This is a genomic window from Sorangium sp. So ce362 (assembly GCF_051519845.1).
Lineage (GTDB): Bacteria > Myxococcota_A > Polyangia > Polyangiales > Polyangiaceae > Sorangium.
The window spans coordinates 7,080,174-7,098,453 of the sequence record NZ_CP150332.1 but is presented as its reverse complement, the minus strand read 5'-3'; the positions used below and the strand labels follow the sequence as shown (position 1 = coordinate 7,098,453).

Below are 18,280 nucleotides of genomic sequence, written 5' to 3'. Positions count from 1 at the left end.
CGCGGTGGGCACGACGCCACCAGCGATGGATCAACTCCGGAAACCGCCCGGCGGCGCGCCACCCCCCGCGCCGGCCGACCGCGCAGCCTTTTGCGGGATCCGGCAAGATCCTGACGCAAGAACGCGCCGCGCCCCTCCGCCAACCCGCGCACGAGGCCGAATCTCTCCAGAACGTTTCGTGGCACACACGGTGCTTGCGGGCGTGCTGGGCGTTCGGCAACGACGAAGCCGCCCCGAGCCGCCCGCAGCCCCGTTGGGACTGCGGTGCTCGTCTTAAGTCGATCATCCTTGGACAAGGAGAGGCCATGGCACAGCGGTTTGATGCACGCGCATGCGCGTGCGGATCGATGGTCATTGCACTGGCACTGGGAGCTTCCGCGTGCGACGCGGACAAGGGGGGTTCCACAGCAAGAGAATCAGCGGCGAACGGATCTATCCAGGCGGCGCTCACCGTCGGCGGCGCGCGACACGACGTCACCGCCGTCCACTACAAGGTCGTCAACGCGAGCAGCCGGTGCAGCGACTCCGCCATCGCGGAGACCACGAGCCCCCTCGAAGAAGAAGCGCTCCCCGGCGGGGCGCTCCCCCCGGGCGCGGGGACCCACGCCGGCGCCGACGGCCTGTTCGTGGTGCCGCCCGGCGATTACCGCGTCTGCGCGACGCCGATGGGCAACGCCGGACCCTCCCTGGAGTGCGGGCCCACCGAGGGGATCGCGACCGTCATCTCCGAGGCCACGACCGAGCTCTTCCTCGTGTCCCAGTGCCTCGGGGCGGGCAACGGCGGGCTCGACACGGTCGTCGCGCTGAACGACCCGCCGGCGTTCCAGGACCTCGACATCGCGCCGAGCAAGTTCATCACCCGGTGCGAAACGGCCACGATCACCGCGGTCGCGGAGGATCCCGACGGCGACGCGATCTTCTACACGTGGGAGCTGGCCGCCGGCGCCGGCTCGATCACGGGCGACGGCAACGCCGCGACGTTCACCCCGGACGGCCCGGGTGATGTCACCGTGAGGGTGAGGGCGACGGACCCCTTGGGCGGGAGCTCCTCGCTGACCTTCCCCATCCACGTCTCCGCGGACTGCGGCACCCCCGGCACAACGGTCGAGTTCTCGGAGGAGTTCACGCAGGACCAGTCGTCGAGCGAGCAGTGCGGCGCCTGGGACGCGTTCCGCGCGTCGCTCACGGGCGAGTACTCGTTCGTCACGATCCGGGGCAGCCAGGACCCCGGCGGGGTGACCTGCACGGGCGCGGCGGCGAATCTGCTCTGTCAGGCGCTCCACGATGGGACGCAGACGGGGCCAATCGAGTGCGACGGCCGGAGCTGGGTCGTCGGGACGGGCTGCGGCCCCACCTCCGAGGTGGTCGAGATCACCGCGGACGGCGCGCAGTGCGCGTGCACCAGCGGGTACACCGCGCGGCCGTGCATCGGCAACGAGAACTGGGGCGGCGTGGGCGGCGACACCTGCTTCGCGCCGAGCCAGACGATCTCCGTCGTGTGCGGGGGCGAGGGCGGCACCGCCCCCACGTGCGACGACGGCCTCCAGAACCAGGGCGAGACGGGCGTCGACTGCGGCGGCCCCTGCGCGCCCTGCACCGGCACCACGGTCGAGTTCTCGGAGGAGTTCACGCAGGGCCAGCCGTCCTCCGAGCAGTGCGGCGCCTGGGACGCGTTCCGCGCGTCGCTCACGGGCGAGTACTCGGCCGTCACGATCCGGGGCAGCCAGGACCCGGAGGGGGTGACCTGCACGGGCGCGGCGGCGAACACGCTCTGCCAGGCGCTCCACAACGGGACGCCGACGGAGCCGATCGCGTGCGACGGCCGGACCTGGGTCGTCGGGGCGGGCTGCGGCCCCACCTCCGAGGTGCTCGAGATCACCGCGGACGGCGCGCAGTGCGCGTGCACCAGCGGGTACACAGCGCGGCCGTGCATCGGCAACGAGAACTGGGGCGGCGTGGCCGGCGAGACCTGCTTGGCGCCGAGCCAGACGATCTCCGTCGTGTGCTCGGGCGAGGGCGGCGCCGCCCCCACGTGCCACGATGGCCTCCAGAACCAGGGCGAGACGGGCGTCGATTGCGGCGGCCCCTGCGCGCCCTGCCACATCGGCCTGTGCGATCCGGCGACCGAGGTCGAGCTCGACGGGCACTGCTATTACCTGGACGGCTCGGGGGGCGCGTGCGACGCCGGCTACACGCTGGCCCCGCAGGGCGCGCTGAGCCGCATCGCGCCCGGGTTCGTGGGCAAGACGTACAAGCACCAGCCGTCGGACAACTGCTGCATCGCGCACCGCGATCAGTCGACCGAGCTCCAGGACTGGGGCATGGACTCTGCTGATTGCAACGGATCGGGCCCGTTCCAGCTTGCCCCGATGCTCGGGGGCGCCGGCTGCTCCGACGTGCTGATCGAGTGGCCGGGTCAGCTCACGCTCTGCATGAGCCTGTGAGCGGATCGTGACCGGCTGACGCGCGGCTCCTGGCGCGCGCGGGGCCTCCGGGCGCCGCGCGCGACGTGAGGCGGGCCGCCGTCGACCGCGACGGCGGCCCGGATCGCGCTCGAGCGCAGCGCGTCCGGCCGGAGGAGCAGCGGAGCGCGGATCAGGTAGACTGCGGCTGCAAACGCCGGAGGACCTATGGCGCAGCTCGTTCTGGACAACCTGGAACCGGAAGTCATGGAGAAACTTGAGCTCCGGGCCAAACGGCTGGGCACGACCCCGGAGAAAGAAGCCTCGCGGTTGCTTCGCGAGAGGCTCCGCGCCGATCCGGAGCCGAACAGCGCCGAGGCACGCGACTCGGGGGCGAGCGAGGCAGGATTGGATCCACGGTTCGTGCGGCGGCACGGGTTTCTCGTGTTCGACGGCGAGATCGCCTCCGAGGACATCCCCGATCATCGCTCAGCACGCGACGAACGTATCGACTCGCTCTTGAAGGGCTCCGGTGAAGGTCGCCTTTGACACGTCGGTGCTCACCGCGGCCCTGGTCGCCTCGCACCGGGACCATCCGCGCGCCATCGTGTGGCTGAGCGCGGTGTCCGAAGGAGCAATCGATGGCGTGGTGAGCGTGCACGCGCTCAGCGAGCCGTGGTCGGACCTGACGAAGCTCCCCGTGTCTCCGCCCATTTCCCCGTTCGTAGCCTGGGAGGCGATCCGCGACCTCTTGGACCGATTCGAGGTGGTGTCGCTGACCGTGCAGATCCAGATGAAGGCTGTCGAGCGCTGTGCCTCCAAAGGACTCCGGTCGGGCGCGATCTTCGACGCGATCCATCTGGCGACGGCGGAGGCAGTTGACGCGGGGGTACTGCTCACGTTCAACGAACGGGACTTCACGCGGCTCTCGGTGGCCGCCGCTCCGTCGAATCGAGCGCCGCGAACCGCTCGGCCAGGGACAGGCGCTCGATTCGACGGAGCGGCGGCTCATCGAGGAGGCGCTGAAGGCGGCGCGCGGCAACCTGTCCGAGGCGGCGCGGCAGCTCGGGATCACCCGGGTCATGATCAAGCGGCGCATCGACCGGTTCGGGCTCGGCTTCCGCGACGAGTGAGCGGGGCGCGGCGCGCGCCGGGGGATAGTGGAGACGTTGCTCGACGATCTGCGGCGGGGCGAGGGCGGGCGCGGAGAGGGCGGGGCGCGGAGAGGGCGGGGCGCGTCCCCTTGCCTTCCGCGGCCTGTCGGCCCGCGTCACGGGCAGGACAGCTCAGCCGCCGAGGGCATCGCTCCCGGCCGCGTCGACCTCGCTGGGCGCCGCAGGAGCCGCCGGGGCCGGCGGCTCCTCGACGGCGGTCTCGCTCGGCCCGACGCCGGCGTACCGCTTGCCGGCGCGCTCCGACGCCTTCAGCACGGGGCCGCGGATCGTCTCGATGGCCTCGGCCGGCGCATCGGAGAGGTCCAGGTTGGAGAGCACCGCGGAGACGACCCGCAACCACTTGCTGCGCGCCGAGAGGATGGTCGCGTTCGGCACGGGCGCGGTCTTCTCCTTGGCGGCGAGCGCGTCCCGCTCGTGCTCGATCGCCGAGAGCTCCTTGCCGGCCTTGATCCACCGCTGCGTCGTGTGGAGCAGCGTTGTCTTGCCTGCGGCAGGGATCCCCTTCAGGAACTCGGCGATGGCCGGCTCCTCGTCGAGGAGCCGGGCGATCCGCGCGGTGTTGCCCGACTCCGCCGTTGGCGACGCCTTGATGATGCTGAGCCCGCTCGGGAACAGCTTGCCTTGCACCTGATCACAGGCGGCGGCGCGCTCGGCGTCCGGCGGCTCCCCGGCGAGGCAGTGCTCGCGATGCGCGTCGATGCCCCACGACACCGCCTTGGCGAGGTGGTCGTGGCGCGTATCGACCACGGCGAGCTCCTGGGTGAGCTCGACCATCCTGGGCGAACCAGCGGTCTTGGCGGGGCGCACCGCGAGCACGGTCTCATGCGCCTCGACCACCCTGGGGTGCAGACCGGCGATCTCCGGGATCGAGAGGAACAGCCGCTTCCGCTGCGCGTTCTCGACCCAGGGAGCCAGCAGCGCGACCATCTCTTCGATCATCAGGTGCTTCAACATCGCATCAACCTCCTGATTCGGGGCAAAACGTGTCCCGCAAGGACATCTTCAAAGGGGCAAGCGTGTCAATGCTCTTTCTGCGTGCGCTGGCCTCGAAGCAGGTTTTGGTCGCGATGCTGGAGGCCGTGGGGCGGCGTGCCTTTGCAGGTCGTCCATGACGGACGTATGGCGGAGGTCGCGATCTGGCGCGGAGCATAATTTTGAAGTGACGGCCAGATCCTGGCCAGGCCGGCGGGTTCCGGGGAGCCTCTCGGGTGGGAGGCGACCTTGTCGGAGGGCTGAAAAGGAGCGCCAGGCGAGGACGCGACCTTGCCGGGGGGCTGAAAACGAGCGCCTGGCCAGGTCGCGATCTTGCCGGGGGGCTGGAAGCGAGCGCCTGGCCAGGTCGTGACCTTGCCGGGGGGCTGGAAGCGAGCGCCTGGCCAGGTCGTGACCTTGCCACAGGGCCGGAAAGGAGTGCCTGGCCAGGTCGTGATCTTGCCGCAGGGCCGGAAAGGAGCGCCCGGCCAGATCGTGACCTGGCAGGGAGGCTGAAATGGAGCGTCGGACCAGGTCGTGATGCTCGGGGGTGCTGAGAGCGCGGCGCGCGCGAGCGTTCGATCGCCAGCGCGCGCCTGCTCGACCCGTGGGGTTCATTCCAACGACTCGGGGAACCGCAGCGTCTCGACGGAGGTGCCGCTCTCTCCCACCGTCGTGCTGCCATCGTAGTTCCAGCTGGTGCCGCCCATGCCCGGCCGTCCGATCTCGAAGGTGACGCCCTCGAGCGTGAGCTGGTCCTCGTCGAGGTAGGCAATGCCGATCGAGTCGCCGCCGCGCCCCGGGCCGCCGTAGCCGCCGGGCCCTCCTTGGCCGCCCCGGCCGCCGAAACAGGCGGAGAATCCATCCCCCAGCGCTCCGCCCGGTGCGCCTCGGCCGCCTCGGCCGCCTTCCTGGGGGGGCCCGCCGTCGCCGCCATAGCCGCCGGTGACCGTCGTGATCACGCTGTCGCGCACGGTCACCCGGGCGTGAAGCGCGAGGAGGCCGATGGTCGGATGTCCGTTCGCTCCCCCGCGGCCCCCGCGACCTCCGCAACCGCCGGCCCCGCCTGAGCCTCCGCCGGCGCCTCCCTTGGAGGCCATGCCGCACACGGCAAGCCCGCCCCGGCGACCGCCGCCGCCGCCGCCGCCCTGGCCCGGCGTGCCCCAGCTGCCCTCGCCCCCCGTGTCGCCCTCCCATCCTGTCTCGGTGAGGCGCCCGATGCCCTTGCCGGGCGCCCCCCCCCTGCGTCCCCGGAGCCCCCGGGCCCCCGTCGGATCCGACGTAGCAATCGGCGTTGTCCTGCTCCGCGGTGCCACCGACCCCTGAGGGCGAAGGGTCCCGCCCTGAAGCGGGCTCACCGTCGCCTCCATCCTCGGCGCTGTCGGACCGCCCGTCCCCTCCCTTGCCGCCGATGCTCGTGTGCCCGCTCTCGCACCGGTTCACGGGTGCAGGTCCGCCGGCGACGACGGCTGCCGAGCACGCGTCTCCACCGAACATGCCATCCGGTCCGTCCGGCGGGCTGTACTGAGGCCAGTTCTCGCCGGCGATGGCTTCCAGTGTGCCGCCTGCGCCGATCTCGCTCCGCAGGATCTCCACCACCGTGTTGGACTGGACGAGCACGCCGAGCGGGCTAGACGTCCGGAGGTCGAGATCGGCGAGCATCGATACCCCGTCCGCGGCCCCCGTGTCCCCGGGGCCCGCGGGCACGACCATCACCATGGGCTCGACGGTCCAAGAGCGATGAAACCTGGTCCGCAGGGTCTGGGGGGCGCGATCCCATCGCCGGCAGTCGAAGCCCCCGAGGAGATCCACGCCGGAGGGCAGCGTGATGTATTCTTCTACATCGAATTCGTCATTGCAGAGGAACACGCGCCCTGGTCCAGTGCGCGCGAGCTCGACGGCGAGCTCGACGGTGTACACCGGCTTCGCCTTGGTGCCGGGGTTCCCATCGTCGCCCCCACCAAAGGCTCCGGCGACGAACACGCCGCAACCGTCGTCGAGGATGTCGGCGGCGACGTGCTCGACGCAGACCGACTCCGGGGGCGGCTCGTCGGCACACGAGGTGCCTTCACAAGGCGTCACGCCAGGGTCGTTCACGTCGGGCACAGTTCCACAGCCGGTGGCCCACGGTGACAACAGAAGGAACAGGGTAGCGGCAGTGGCCTTCCTCATGTGCATCTCCTGACGTGTGGCGCCAGCACGGGGCGGTTCATTGAGGCGGATCCGGATCGGGTGCATCGAACCTGTGCCAGAACCGCGCAATCCCATCGTCTCCCTCGCCGGACGTGGTTTCCGTGGATGAATTGCCGCCGAGGCCCCCCTTGCCGGCCTGTCCGGGCAAGACCGTCGCATCCTCCAAAAGCGCCACGGAGGCGCCCACCGAGCCGATGCCGAGCGAGTGGCCCCCAAGCCCGCCGCCGGCATCGCCGCCGCGGCCGCCGTGGCCGCCAAAGCCGCCGCGGCACCCTAGCGCCGTGCCGGTCACAAGAGCGCGTCCGCCTCGACCGGGGCCGGCGCCAGCGCCTCCCCACTGGCCCGTTCCGCCGACGCCGCCCTTGCCGCCCTTGGCCCCGAGGACCGTGCTGTCCTCGACCGTGAGGGCGCTCCCCTGCAATGCCACAATCGCGATGCTCGCGCCGCCGTGGTCGCCACCCTGGCCCCCCTTGCCCCCACAGCCGCCGCTGCCCCCCGATCCGCCGGCCGCACCGCCCTGGGGCCGACCGGTCGGACATGCGTTCATGAGGCCGCGCCCTTTGCCGCCACCACCCCCGCCACCGCCCTGGCCGACGCCGCCCGGCTTCCCGTCCTTCCGGCGGACGCCGACCCATCCGTCGACGCTCAGGAGGCCGGCGTCCACCGCTCCGGCAGCGCGCTCTGCAGGGGCGCCCGCTGCTCCGTCCTGCCCATCGGTGCACGGCATGCCGGACGCGCCACCGCCAGCCAGGCCAATGTTGTCCGGATTCCCAACCGGTTCCGGTAATCCTGACGTCCCGTCGCCGCCCGTCTCGAGGCCTCCATCGCCCCCCTCGCCACCCGCCGACTCGATGCCGTCGCCGCACACGGTCACGACCGGAAGGGCGCCCCGCGCCGCGTCCGCGGTGCAGGCGTCGGCGCCGTCGTTCCCAACCACGCCGGCCTTCGCGCGGAAGCTCGGCGCGTCCTCGCCCGGCTCTCCGTCCTTGCCGTCGCCTGCGAGCACCACGCTCGACCGCACGATCGCCCTGGCCCCATGCTCCAGGATCATCGCGATCGACGATTTGCCATCGCTCGCGGAGGCGTCGGCCGCCACGGCGCGCACGCCGAAGATCACCGACGTCGCGTCTTCCCCCGCGAGGACCGCGGCTTCGCCCGCGAGGACCCGCACCGGGATCCCCACGGGCGGCGCGATGACGGTCAACGGGCTCGGCCCGTCGAGCGGCCCTCCATAGGACCAGTCGTCGCCGGCACACAGACGGCCGCCCCAGAGGTCGACACCCTGGGGGAGCGAGATGGCCTCCTCGAACAACCCGCCGCACGCGTACACGCGCCGGGTCGGCGCTTGGCCGTTGCGTCGAACGTGCGCGGCGAGGCCGACCGCGCGTTGCAGCGTCCTCACCGGCGCGTCCTTCGTGCCGGGGCTGTCGTCGTTGCCCTCCTCGCTGACGAACACGCCGCACATGTCGAGCGCCATCGCCGTCGTCGGATTCCCATCACAAGGAGACGGCTCCGGCGGTGGAACCTCGCACAGGTAGTCGTCCGCGCAGTTGTCCGAGTAGCACCCCGTGTTGCCGGCCGCGCCGGCCAGGCCGAACGCGATGGGCGCCAGCGAACGGAGGACACCTCGACCGCGACCCATGGATCTAGAACGCATGACGCGCCTCCGCCTCACCAGGCTCCCTCGATGAGCGCCCCTGCCCGTTCGCTCGTTGTCATGGGTACGACGCGGATCCCCGTGGCTTTCGGCCCGGCACCGAAGACGGCGACCTCGGTGAAAAAGGAGGCCGCCGTCGCCACGCCGAACACGGCGCTCGTCACCAGCGACACCTTGCCGAGGGTGGCGAACAGGTCCCGCTCGTTCACCTGGTCGTGAATGTCGGTGCATGCCGGGGGGGGCGCTGGCTTCCCGGCAGGTGTGCGACGTCCAGCCCCGCGCGCGGCGCGCGAGGTCTCCCTCGCGCAGGTCGCCGTGGGCGACGTGAGCGCGCAGGAGGAAGACCGCACCGGCCGCCGCCGTGGCCGTCGTCACCGCAATGCCGCCGATCCGCGCCGTCCCCGGCCAGGAAGCCCATGGGCTGGGAGGCCCCGTGCGCGCAGCCGCCGGGGAGCTCGGGGCTTGCCGCGCTTCGTTCGGCGGCGCCGGCGCGCCCTCCTTGGCGTCGCTCGTCGACTTGTGCGGCAGTTTCATCGCGATCTCGTGCTCCGCGCCGGCCACGGCGCCGACGAAATGGAGCCCGTCTTCGCGGCCGGGAGCTCGGGCCCGCACCATGTGCCGGCCCGGATCCAAGAAGAAATGGCGCGGTCACGGAGCGGAGCTACCTCGCCGACAAGCAGCGCCTGAGGCACATGGTGACGCAGAGCGGCGCGGGCGAGGTGCAAGACCTGGACTATGGTTACGACGATCGCCTGAATCTCACCCACCGCACCGACGCGCTCCAGCCCCAGAACACGACGGAGCGCTTCCGGTACGACGCGATCCACCGGCTGACCTGCGCGTACTTCGGCGAGGTCGAGAGCGCGTCGGCGCCCTGCGCGCTCCGCTACGACTACGCGCTGAACGGCAATCTCACCTTCAAGTCGGACGTCGGCACGCTCACGTACGACGACCCGTTGCACCCGCACGCCGCTACCAGCACAGAGCTCTTCACGGGCACCTTTGGCTACGACGCTGTCGGAAATCAGATCGCGCGCCCCGGCGGCACGACGGTGCGGTATACGCCGTTCGACCTCCCGGAGCGCATCACGCAGGGCACGAGCACCATCACGTTCGCGTACGACGGCGACCAGCAGCGGATCCGCAAGACCACGCCGGACAAGGAGACGCTCTACTTCGGCGATCTCTACGAGCGGGTCACCGAGGCGGCGTCGGGCACCGTAGAGCATCGGTACCACGTCCACTCGCCGGAGCGCGTGGTGGCGATCGTGACCCGGGGAGGCTCGGATGACGGCACGCGGTACGTGCATGTCGATCACCTCGGCTCGGTCGATGCGCTCACCGACGAGGACGGCGACGTGATCGAGCGGCGGAGCTACGACCCGTTCGGGCAGCGCAGGAACCCCGTGTGGGGGGAGCGCCCGCCTGCGTCGTTCTCCAGCGAGACGACGCAGGGGTTCACGGGGCACGAGAGCGATGACGAGCTCGGGCTCGTGAACATGAAGGGCAGGATCTACGATCCCAGGATCGGACGGTTCTTGACGACCGATCCGATCGTTTCCTTCCCGTTCTTCGGGCAGAGCTGGAATCCGTACAGCTACGTGCTCAACAGCCCGCTCAACTTCGTGGATCCGAGCGGCTTTCAGGGAGCGCTTCCGGAGGACGGGGCTCGCTCACCGCTGCCGGCCGGCGCGGAGTTCACTTCGGACGAGCTCGGTCTGCCGCCGATCGAAATCGAGCTGGTCCTCCCATCCTCGGAGCAAGAGGCGCGCTCCGACGCCGAACCAAACACCATGGCTGCCGAGACGGGCGGCGCCCTGCCGCCGATCGACGTCAGCGTGGTTGGGACCAGCTCGGGCTTCGTGCCCCAGCCGGCGCTGTCGTCGACGGAGGCCACGAGCCCCGCCAGGCTGGTCGGCGAGAGCTTGCTCGGCGCCGCCGAGGGGACGGGCGAGCTGGCGCTCGGCCTCGCGCAATCGCTGGTCCTGAATGCGATGACGTTTGGTGGTTACGGCGCCTACGAGCTCGGCCACGCGATGTGGGACGGCTACCACGAAGCCGGCGTCCTCGGCGCGATCAATGCCGTCAACCCGCTCTACCAGGTCGCACGGAACGGGGCCGACACGGCCCTCGCCATCGGCGGGGGCGACTATCGGGCAGCGGGCGCGGCGGGCGTGAAGACGATCGTCCTCGGCGCGGCGACGGTGTTCGGTGCGGGAAGAGGGATCGGGGCGCTCGCGGAGGGGTCGGCAGCTGCGGCGGGAGCCGCAAGGGGGGCAGCATTCGGTTCTGGGCGGCCGCCCCACGTCGCCGATGTGACGGTCTACCGACGCGGACATGTTACATTCGCCGACACCTTGTCGAGCGGCGGAATGACCGCTGAAGAAGCTGCCCTAGGTTTCCCAAGATCATCGTTGGTGACACATGCAGAGGCGCGTGCTATGCGAATTCCGCTTCAGGCTGGCGACACGATGATCATCCAGGGACAGTACCCTCCTTGCCCCTCATGCAAGGGCGCAATGAGGAATACGGCATCGTCGTCGGGAGCGGAGATCCACTACTTCTGGGAGAGCCAGCGCTGGACGGCGGGAGGACGGTAACATGCGCAGATTCGAGGCGAAGGCGCTGGCATCAGCGGAGTGTCCAGATATTAACGCGTTTGTGGTGATACTGGCTGAGCACGCCGACGGCAGCGGGGCGCGGCTGGAGATTCAGAGGCCCTTGTCATCAGACGAGCAGGACCGGCGGCTCGGACTAGATACGTACTGCCTGTGTACGGAGGAAGGAGCGACGCACTACGGCGGCGTCATGTCTTGGGCTCTGACACAAAGCTCGCTAAAAATCTTACTCGACGCAAAGGCTGCTGAGTCCCTTGGCGTCGAGGGCGGGTTCGTGGTCGATTTCGCGCCCGAGAGTCGAACGGATCTCAAGGATGGTCTCGAAAGGGTTCTGGGCTGAGGCACCCGAGCGGCTATGACCAGGTGTTCAAGGGAAGTTACCCCGGAGAGCGCGATCCTGTACGATCGTTACGAGTACGATGCGGTAGGTCGCGAAGTGCGCCATACGACGCTGTGAAGCGCGGTCACGACGACGGAGCACGATGGCTTCCGCGTGTGTGTCACCGACCCGCTCGATCACGTGACCTTGGTCGAGGAGGCTCCGCTGGGGCGCATCAAGACCATCACCGACGCGGACCGTATAGTTACGGCCCGTTCGGCATGCTGCACACGGTCACCGATCCAGGCGGCGCGGTGACGCGCACGACGCGCGACGCGTTCGGTCGCGTCCGGCATCTCGACGACCCCGATCGGGGCACGACGGTCCCGGTCCACGACGGCTTCGGCGAGCTGATGTCACAGGCCGATGCGCTCGGACGCGAGACCACGTGGGACTATGACCCGCTCGGCCGACCCGACACGCGCGTGGGCCAGGACGGCGTCAAGCGCCTGACGACCACGTGGACCTGGGATGCCGCGGCGAACGGCATCGGCGAGCTCCACGCGCTCACGAGCCACGACGGGGAAAAGACGTACGGCTACACCCGCTTCAGCCAGATCGAGACGATCTCGCTCCGCATCGACGGCGAGCGCGCTCCCCTGGAGGCCAGGCTGGGCTACGACGATCTCGGCCGCTGGAGGCCAGGCTGGGCTACGACGATCTCGGCCGCGTCGAGACGGTCACGTATCCGGCGCCGGCATCCTGGGCTTCCGCGGCCTCGGAAGGCCGTATTCCTTGATCCGGGACACGAGCGTTCTCCGCGAGATCCCCAGCAGCTTCGCCGCGTAGGTCTGGTTCCCCACGCACTTCTCGAGCGCCTCGACGATGCGCTGCTTCTCGCTCGGCTCCGCCTCTCTCGCCGCGGCGCCGCGCGGCGGAAGAGGCTCCCGCGGTTCGCCTGACGCCGCGTCGGCGCCCCGCGCGGGGGCCGCGGGCGCGCCGCCGGTCGTCATCTTGGCCGGCAGGTGCTCCGGGAGCAGCGTGTCGCCGGTGCAGAGCATGACGGCGCGCTCGATCACGTTGCGCAGCTCCCGGATATTGCCGGGCCATGAGTAGCGCTCGAGCAACGAGAGGGCCTCGGCCGAGACGGCGGGGACGTGCGGTCGCTCGAACGACTGGCTCGCCTTGGCCGCGAAGAGCTGGACCAGTGGCGCGATGTCCAGGGCGCGCTCGCGCAGCGGCGGGATCGTGAGCGTGACCCCGTCGAGCCGGAAGTACAGGTCCTGCCGGAACGCCTCTCGCGCGACCTCGGCCTCCAGATCGCGGTGGGTGGCCGACAGGAAGCGGACATCGATGCTGCGCGGGACCCGGCCGCCGACGCGGAGCACCTGGCGCTCCTCGAGCACGCGCAGCAGCTTGACCTGGGTGGCCCTGGGCAATTCGCCCACCTCGTCGAGGAACACCGTGCCCCCGTCGGCCGACTCGAATCCTCGATCCGGAGCGGGGGATCGAGGTGCAGGACGGCGTGCCGGCGCGAGACGGACGCGTGGTGGATGCAGATGTCGTTCTCGGCGGCGCGGCCGATCGAGACCGAGCCGCTCGGCGGCAGCGGGTGGACCACGACCGCGTCGCCGGCGAAGACCGTGAGCTCCCGCGCCGCGGGAGGGCGCGGGCGCCCGGCCGCAGCGCGATCTCCGGCCGGTGAACGACGGTCTGAACGATCCGAGGTCACGGGGGCGTTCTACCCCCTGGGAGGCGCTCTGCCGCGCCGGCGGCCCCGAACTTGTCGCCGCGATCGTACGCCTCGCTCGAATCGGAGAGCGCCTCGATCACGAGGGCCGGGTTCAGGGAGCGTATCGCGCCGCTCATCCTCGAACTCGGGGCGGCCGCAGACGACCGAGCCGTCGGGGTAGACCTCGAGATACTCCCCTGGCGAGAGCTTCCGTCGCGGTGCCGCCACGCCCGCGCCAGTGTCGCGTGCCGGGCTGGCGATGTCCACGCGCAGGCAGGCGAGCCGCCGCGGGCGCGCGTGGAGCACCGGGCGGTGTGCTGCGCAGCGAGACCGTCCATCTCTCCCCGCGCCGGTGATACCGTCGTCCTGCGATGGACCGCACGCTCGTCGACGAGGGCAGCTCCTCCCGCGACCCGGGCGTCGTACCGCTGCCCCCGGGCGGCCTCGGGCACATGCCCGGCGACGCGCTCGACCGCCGCTACCGCCTCCGCGTCCGGCTCGGCCGCGGCGGCTTCGGCGACGTGTGGCGCGCCGAGGAGCTCCTGCCCGACGGCGCCCCGTTCCGCGAGGTCGCCCTCAAGCTCCTCGTCTCGGACTTCGCCGAGGCCGCGGACTGGGCCGAAGAGGCCAAGCTCCTCGCCTCGTTCCGGCACCCCTCGCTCGTCACGATCTACGCCGCCGGCATCCTCCACGGCGCCGCGAGGACCCCGTTCGTCTCGATGGAGCTCCTCGAGGGCAGGAACCTCGCCGACCTGATCCGCTACCGCGGGCGCGTCCCCTGGCGCCGCGTCGTCGCCTGGGCCCGCGACATCGCCGGCGCGCTCGACGTCATCCACGCGCGCGGCGTCGTCCACCTCGACCTCAAGCCCGCCAACCTGTTCCTCACCCAGGACGGCACCCTCAAGGTCCTCGACTTCGGCATCTCGCGGCGCGCAGGCACCCCGCCCGGCGGCCCCCTCTCGCGCGCCCCCGGCGCGCCCCCGGCCGTCAGCATCGGCGGCGGCAGCGGCCGCGACGGCAGCGGCAGCGGCGGCCGAGACGGCGGCAGCGGCGCCGGCAGCGGCGAGCTCGGCACCGCCGCCTTCCTCGCCGAGCGCGACGTCTACGCCTCCACCCGCCGCGCCTTCGCCGGCGCGGACAGCCCCGCCGTCGCGCGCAACGTCATCGGCACGCCGGGCTTCATGGCCCCCGAGGTGCTCGAGATGGCCGAGCCCACCGCCGCCACCGACGCCTACGCGCTCGCCGTGTGCATCGCGCAGCTCGCGACCGGACGCCTCCCGCACGACGTCCCCGACGAGCCGGACGACTGCTCCGACCCGTCGAGCGTCTCCGCCTGGTGGACCGAGCTCCGCAGCGCGACCCTGCGCGGCGCCATGCGCGACCTCGCGGGCGACCCCGCGCGGCTGCCGCGCGGCCTCCTCGCGCTGCTGAAGCGCCTGCTCTCCGTCGATCCCGCGCACAGGCGCGTCGCGCCGGGGCGGCTGAAGCAGCTGATCGACGAGGTCTGGGAGCGACCCCACGGCGTCCCGGACCGGCCGTACAGGGGGCTCGCCCCCCTGTCGGCCGCCGACGAAGGCCTCCTGTTCGGGCGCGACGACGACATCGCGCGCCTCGGGCGCGAGCTCGAGTTCGAGCCGTGCCTCGTCCTCCAGGGGCCGCGTGGCGCCGGCAAGACCTCGCTCGCCTCGGCCGGCCTCGTGCCCCACCTCGCGCGCCGCCACGCCGACCACAAGGACGACTGGATCGAGGCGCGTCTCACCCCCGACGGCGACCCGGACGGCGCCCTCGCCCGCGCGCTCGCCGCCGTCTCGCCCGAGCTCGAGGCCGCAGACCTCGCCGCGCTCACCAGGTTCTGCATGACGTCGGCCGTCGGGGTCGCGCTCGTCATCGACCCGATCGCGCCCCTCGGCGACGGGCGGCTCGCCGCCCTCGTGAGCGCGCTCGCGACCGGCGACGCGCGGCGCGGGCTCCGGCTCGTCGGCGTGCTCGACGAGGCCGACGATCGCGCCGCGGCGCTCCTCGCCACGCCGGCCGGCGAGGGCCTGCGCGCGGCGCTGCGCTACGTCGGGCTGCCCGCCGCCGCCGCCGTGAAGGACCTCGTCGCCGGCCCGGCGAAGCTCGCCGGCGCCGAGGTGCGCGGTCTCGCTCAGGTCGAGGCCGAGGTGCAGCGCGAGCTCCGGGGCGGCGGCGCCGCGCTGTCGTTCGTGGCGCTCGCCCTCGCCGACTGGTGGACGACCGCGCGCGACGTCCTGAGCGGCGAGGCGTGGCAGGCGCTCGGCGGCGTGCGCGGCGCCCTCGCGCGGCACGCCGACGCCGCCATCGCGGCCCTCACCCCGGAGGACCGCGCGATCGCCGACGAGGCGCTGCTCCGCCTCGGCGCCGTGGACGGGTCGCGCGTCCGCTGGGTCGAGGCGGAGCTCGTCGAGGCCGTCGCCGCCCCGCCCGCCGAGGTCGACCGGATCCTCGGCGCCCTGGAGCGCGCGCGCCTCCTCGTCCGCCGCGACAGGGCCGTGGAGCTCGCCCACGAGGCGCTCGTCGCGGGCTGGCCGCACCTCGCCGCCACCCGCGCGCGGCACATGGAGCGGGTCATCCTGCTCGAGCGGCTCCGCGAGGCCGCCGACGTGTGGGATCGCTCCGGCGAGAGCCCCGACTTCCTGCTGCGCCGCGACCTGCTCGACCAGGTGAGCGCGGGCGCCGCCTTCGCCTCGCGGCTGCCGCGGCGCGAGCAGGCCCTCGTGCGCGAGAGCCTCCGGCGCGCCCGCGTCCAGCGTGCCAAGAAGATCGGCGCGGTCGCGGCGCTCGGGCTCGCGGTCGCCTCGGGGTTCGTGGCCGAGCGGTGGGTGTCGGCGCGCCAGGCGAGCGCCGAGGCGGCGCGCCGCGCGGCCGAGGAGCGCGCCGACCTCGCCGAGCTCATCGGCAAGGCGCGCCGCACCGAGGACCCGTACCACCGCGCCGCGTGGATCGCCGCGGCCCTCGGGCGGCGCGCGGACGACGCGGCGCTGCCGCTCGATCTCGCGACCGCGGCCATGGGCCTGCCGCGCGCGCACTTCCTGACGGTCGACAGCGTGGTGGGGCCGGCGCTGCCGTGGGACGACCGCTGGGTCGTCGCCGGAGGCCCCGGCGGCACCCTGCTCATCGCCGACCTGCGCCCGCCCGATCCGGACGTCATCGACGACGTCGCGCTCGACGTCGACCCGGAGAGCGTCGAGCTCGCCAGGCCGCCGCGCGTGCTCGCGCTGCGGCCGCACGACGCCCCGCACGTGGAGCGCGTGCCGTTCGCGTTCGACACGGCGGTGGCGACGCGCTCGGTCACGGGCGAGGTCCGCGTCTTCCGGCTGCGGGAGGGCGGCACCGTGGCGCTGGCCGCTGTCGCGCCGGTGCAGTGCAGCAGCGCCGTGCACGCGGCCGAGGCGGCGCCCGTCCTCGCCTGCTCGACCGACGGCGGGATCGCGCGCTGGGACATGCGGCGCGGCGGCGGCGCCGGTGCGGTCGACAGGCACCCGTTCCGCGGCAACGTGCTCGGCATCTCGCCGGACGGCGCGCGCGTGGCGGCGGTGCTCGGGCGCAGGGCGCTGCTCTGGGGGCCGGACGGCGGCGCGGGCGCCGAGATCACCCTGGCGGCGCCCGCCGTGCTCGGGCGCTTCAGCCCGCGGGACCCCGCGATCGCGCTCGTGCAGCAGAGCAGGACGTCGATCTACGCCTTCGATCGGCCCGGCGCGCCGCTCCTCGAGCTCGACACGGACCCGGCGCCCGCGTCGGCGCGCTGGGACGCGGGCGGGCTCGATCTGGGCGTCTGCGGCAGCGGCGGCAGCGCCTGGCACTACCTCCGGAAGGGCGGGCGCGCCCCGGGCGATCCGCCGCCCGAGGGCTCGCCGTGCGAGGCGCCGCCCGGCCAGCGCGCGCCGCAGCCGCTGCGCGCGCGCAGCGACGCGGCCGACCTCGCCGAGCGCGACGTCGGCCCGCACGGCCTCCTCGGCGGGTGGCGGCTGCCGGACCGCCGCGTGCTCACGCGCGACCTCATCCTGTTCAGCCCGGGCCCGCCCGCCGCGGAGCGCTTCCTCCGGTTCGAGGGGCTCGACCCCGCGGGCAGGCCGGAGCTCCGCGAGGTGAGCGCCTCGGCCGCCGCGGCGCTGCGGAGCGGGGGCGCGGTGGCCTTCCAGATCGGCGGCGAGGTGCGCCTCTACGACGGGGGGTCGCGGCGCCGCACGGCCGCGCAGCGGGGGCACCTGCTGCGCGCCTGCGACGACGGCCGCGTCCTGGCGTACCGCAAGGACGAGGGGGTGTGGACGCTGTTCGACGCGGCGACCGGGGCGACCGTGGAGGCGGTGCCGACGGCGCCCGCGCTCGTGCTCGGCGTCGACGCCGCCTGCCGGACGCTGTTCACGCAGGAGCTCGACGGCAACCTCGTCGCGACGTCGCTCCGCGACCTGTCGTCGCGCACGCTCGCGGTGACCGACGGCTACGTCTACGAGGCGCGCCCGAGCCCCGCGCGCGGCGACGTCGGCCCGGGGCTGTGGCTCGCCTTCAGCTCGGGCGCGGTGGCGCGCATCGACGAGCGGCGCGGCGAGGTGCGGGTGCTCGGGTACGCGACGCCGCGGGCGACCGCGATCGCGGACGGCCCGCTGCCGGGCGACGTGGCCTTCGCGGACGCGACGGGCGTCGTCCTGGTCCGCCGCGCCGGCCTCGCCGAGCGGGTGCTCGACGGCGTGAGCGGGGCGGAGTGGGAGGACCTCTCCGCCGCGCCCGACGGCAAGACGATGCTGCTCTCGTCGGCGGACCGGATCGCCGTGCTCGACCTGGTGCGGCGCGAGATCGTCGGCGCCATGCCGTCGGACGGCCGCGAGCGGCTCGCGCCCTGGGACGCCGAGGGCTCGGTGCTCTCGTGGTCGTTCGGCCGCGTGGGCGGGCCGGCAGGCGTCGTGGTGCCCCGGGGGTTGCCCCTGGCCCGGCGGGTGGGGGAGGCGGTGTCGAACCTGCGGGCCGAGGGCAAGCGGCTCGTGGCGCGCCACGGATCCCCGTGACCCGCAACGCACGATCCCCCGCGCCACGCGCCCGGGACCTCTCGCGAATCTCTCGTGAACCGCTGCACCGATCGCGCTCACGCGGGCGGGCGCCTCGCCCGCGCCCTCGAAGCGCGCTGTCGCGCGCGCTCTCTCTCTCTCGGCCCATCGGACGTGACATTGTAGGGAGCGCGCTCACCTGCGCGGCCGCG

Annotated in this window: 13 protein-coding genes and 2 pseudogenes; 8 read left to right on the top strand and 7 right to left on the bottom strand. The window is 72.7% G+C overall.

All coding sequences use genetic code 11. The features are described 5' to 3' along the window. Positions 1-347 precede the first annotated feature (347 nt). The 4 genes and pseudogenes from WMF17_RS27045 (at position 348) to WMF17_RS27030 (ending at position 3,535) form a co-directional block, all read left to right on the top strand. Positions 348-2,444 carry a PKD domain-containing protein gene (locus WMF17_RS27045; RefSeq protein ID WP_437644038.1) on the top strand — a complete coding sequence of 699 codons (2,097 nt, stop codon included), beginning with the start codon at positions 348-350 and terminating at the stop codon, positions 2,442-2,444. A 186-nt stretch (positions 2,445-2,630) separates the two neighbouring features. Further along, a complete protein-coding gene (locus WMF17_RS27040) occupies positions 2,631-2,951 on the top strand; it encodes a hypothetical protein (protein ID WP_437596042.1) in 321 nt (106 codons plus the stop codon). Further along, positions 2,935-3,270 (top strand): annotated as a pseudogene (locus WMF17_RS27035) (type II toxin-antitoxin system VapC family toxin); the annotation flags it as partial. The gene WMF17_RS27040 and the pseudogene WMF17_RS27035, both read left to right, overlap by 17 nt. Before the next feature lie 10 nt (positions 3,271-3,280). Further along, positions 3,281-3,535, top strand: a complete 255-nt coding sequence (locus tag WMF17_RS27030) for a helix-turn-helix domain-containing protein (protein WP_437596041.1) — start codon at positions 3,281-3,283, stop codon at positions 3,533-3,535. A 153-nt stretch (positions 3,536-3,688) separates the two neighbouring features. On the opposite strand, the gene WMF17_RS27025 is transcribed toward WMF17_RS27030, so the two are convergent. Then, on the bottom strand, positions 3,689-4,531 hold the full coding sequence (locus WMF17_RS27025; protein ID WP_437596040.1) for a hypothetical protein: 843 nt from the start codon (positions 4,529-4,531) through the stop codon (positions 3,689-3,691). A gap of 632 nt (positions 4,532-5,163) precedes the next feature. Further along, a complete protein-coding gene (locus WMF17_RS27020; RefSeq protein ID WP_437644036.1) occupies positions 5,164-5,523 on the bottom strand; it encodes a hypothetical protein in 360 nt (119 codons plus the stop codon). Between the two features lie 766 nt (positions 5,524-6,289). On the opposite strand from WMF17_RS27020, the gene WMF17_RS27015 reads away from it, so the two are divergent. Continuing rightward, complete coding sequence (locus WMF17_RS27015; RefSeq protein WP_437644034.1) at positions 6,290-6,682, top strand: hypothetical protein; 393 nt, start codon at positions 6,290-6,292, stop codon at positions 6,680-6,682. 76 nt (positions 6,683-6,758) lie between these two features. On the opposite strand, the gene WMF17_RS27010 is transcribed toward WMF17_RS27015, so the two are convergent. Both WMF17_RS27010 and WMF17_RS27005 read right to left on the bottom strand, forming a co-directional pair. Next, positions 6,759-8,399: a hypothetical protein gene (locus tag WMF17_RS27010; protein WP_437644032.1), complete on the bottom strand. Its 1,641-nt coding sequence runs from the start codon at positions 8,397-8,399 to the stop codon at positions 6,759-6,761. A 14-nt stretch (positions 8,400-8,413) separates the two neighbouring features. Beyond that, complete coding sequence (locus tag WMF17_RS27005; protein ID WP_437644030.1) at positions 8,414-8,608, bottom strand: hypothetical protein; 195 nt, start codon at positions 8,606-8,608, stop codon at positions 8,414-8,416. 483 nt (positions 8,609-9,091) lie between these two features. Here WMF17_RS27005 and WMF17_RS27000 point away from each other — a divergent pair, with 483 nt between their 5' ends. Together WMF17_RS27000 and WMF17_RS26995 are read left to right on the top strand one after the other, a co-directional pair. Then, a complete protein-coding gene (locus WMF17_RS27000) occupies positions 9,092-10,999 on the top strand; it encodes an RHS repeat-associated core domain-containing protein (RefSeq protein WP_437644028.1) in 1,908 nt (635 codons plus the stop codon). Between the two features lies 1 nt (position 11,000). Then, the gene (locus WMF17_RS26995) at positions 11,001-11,357 is read left to right on the top strand and encodes an Imm10 family immunity protein (protein WP_437644027.1); all 357 of its coding nucleotides are present in this window, start codon (positions 11,001-11,003) and stop codon (positions 11,355-11,357) included. A gap of 719 nt (positions 11,358-12,076) precedes the next feature. Here WMF17_RS26995 and WMF17_RS26990 read toward each other — a convergent pair. From WMF17_RS26990 to WMF17_RS26980, 3 genes and pseudogenes are all read right to left on the bottom strand, one after another. After that, positions 12,077-12,799 carry a sigma 54-interacting transcriptional regulator gene (locus WMF17_RS26990; RefSeq protein WP_437644025.1) on the bottom strand — a complete coding sequence of 241 codons (723 nt, stop codon included), beginning with the start codon at positions 12,797-12,799 and terminating at the stop codon, positions 12,077-12,079. Positions 12,800-12,870: 71 nt separating this feature from the next. Continuing rightward, a pseudogene (locus tag WMF17_RS26985) lies at positions 12,871-12,957 on the bottom strand (hypothetical protein); the annotation flags it as partial. 107 nt (positions 12,958-13,064) lie between these two features. After that, positions 13,065-13,205 (bottom strand): hypothetical protein, encoded by a 141-nt coding sequence (locus WMF17_RS26980; protein ID WP_437644023.1) that lies wholly within the window; start codon positions 13,203-13,205, stop codon positions 13,065-13,067. Positions 13,206-13,439: 234 nt separating this feature from the next. Between WMF17_RS26980 and WMF17_RS26975 the strand changes: the two genes are divergently transcribed. Continuing rightward, positions 13,440-18,089: an nSTAND1 domain-containing NTPase gene (locus WMF17_RS26975; protein WP_437644021.1), complete on the top strand. Its 4,650-nt coding sequence runs from the start codon at positions 13,440-13,442 to the stop codon at positions 18,087-18,089. The last annotated feature ends 191 nt before the right edge of the window (positions 18,090-18,280 follow it).

What these genes read in the sequence shown, in the direction of transcription:
- WMF17_RS27040 (WP_437596042.1), top strand. Translation starts at nt 2,631, where the DNA reads ATGGCGCAGCTCGTTCTGGACAACCTGGAACCGGAAGTCATGGAGAAA.
- WMF17_RS27045 (WP_437644038.1), top strand. Translation starts at nt 348, where the DNA reads ATGGTCATTGCACTGGCACTGGGAGCTTCCGCGTGCGACGCGGACAAG.
- WMF17_RS27015 (WP_437644034.1), top strand. Translation starts at nt 6,290, where the DNA reads ATGAAACCTGGTCCGCAGGGTCTGGGGGGCGCGATCCCATCGCCGGCA.
- WMF17_RS27010 (WP_437644032.1), bottom strand. Translation starts at nt 8,399, where the DNA reads ATGCGTTCTAGATCCATGGGTCGCGGTCGAGGTGTCCTCCGTTCGCTG.
- WMF17_RS27000 (WP_437644028.1), top strand. Translation starts at nt 9,092, where the DNA reads ATGGTGACGCAGAGCGGCGCGGGCGAGGTGCAAGACCTGGACTATGGT.
- WMF17_RS27025 (WP_437596040.1), bottom strand. Translation starts at nt 4,531, where the DNA reads ATGTTGAAGCACCTGATGATCGAAGAGATGGTCGCGCTGCTGGCTCCC.
- WMF17_RS26980 (WP_437644023.1), bottom strand. Translation starts at nt 13,205, where the DNA reads ATGAGCGGCGCGATACGCTCCCTGAACCCGGCCCTCGTGATCGAGGCG.
- WMF17_RS26975 (WP_437644021.1), top strand. Translation starts at nt 13,440, where the DNA reads ATGGACCGCACGCTCGTCGACGAGGGCAGCTCCTCCCGCGACCCGGGC.
- WMF17_RS26995 (WP_437644027.1), top strand. Translation starts at nt 11,001, where the DNA reads ATGCGCAGATTCGAGGCGAAGGCGCTGGCATCAGCGGAGTGTCCAGAT.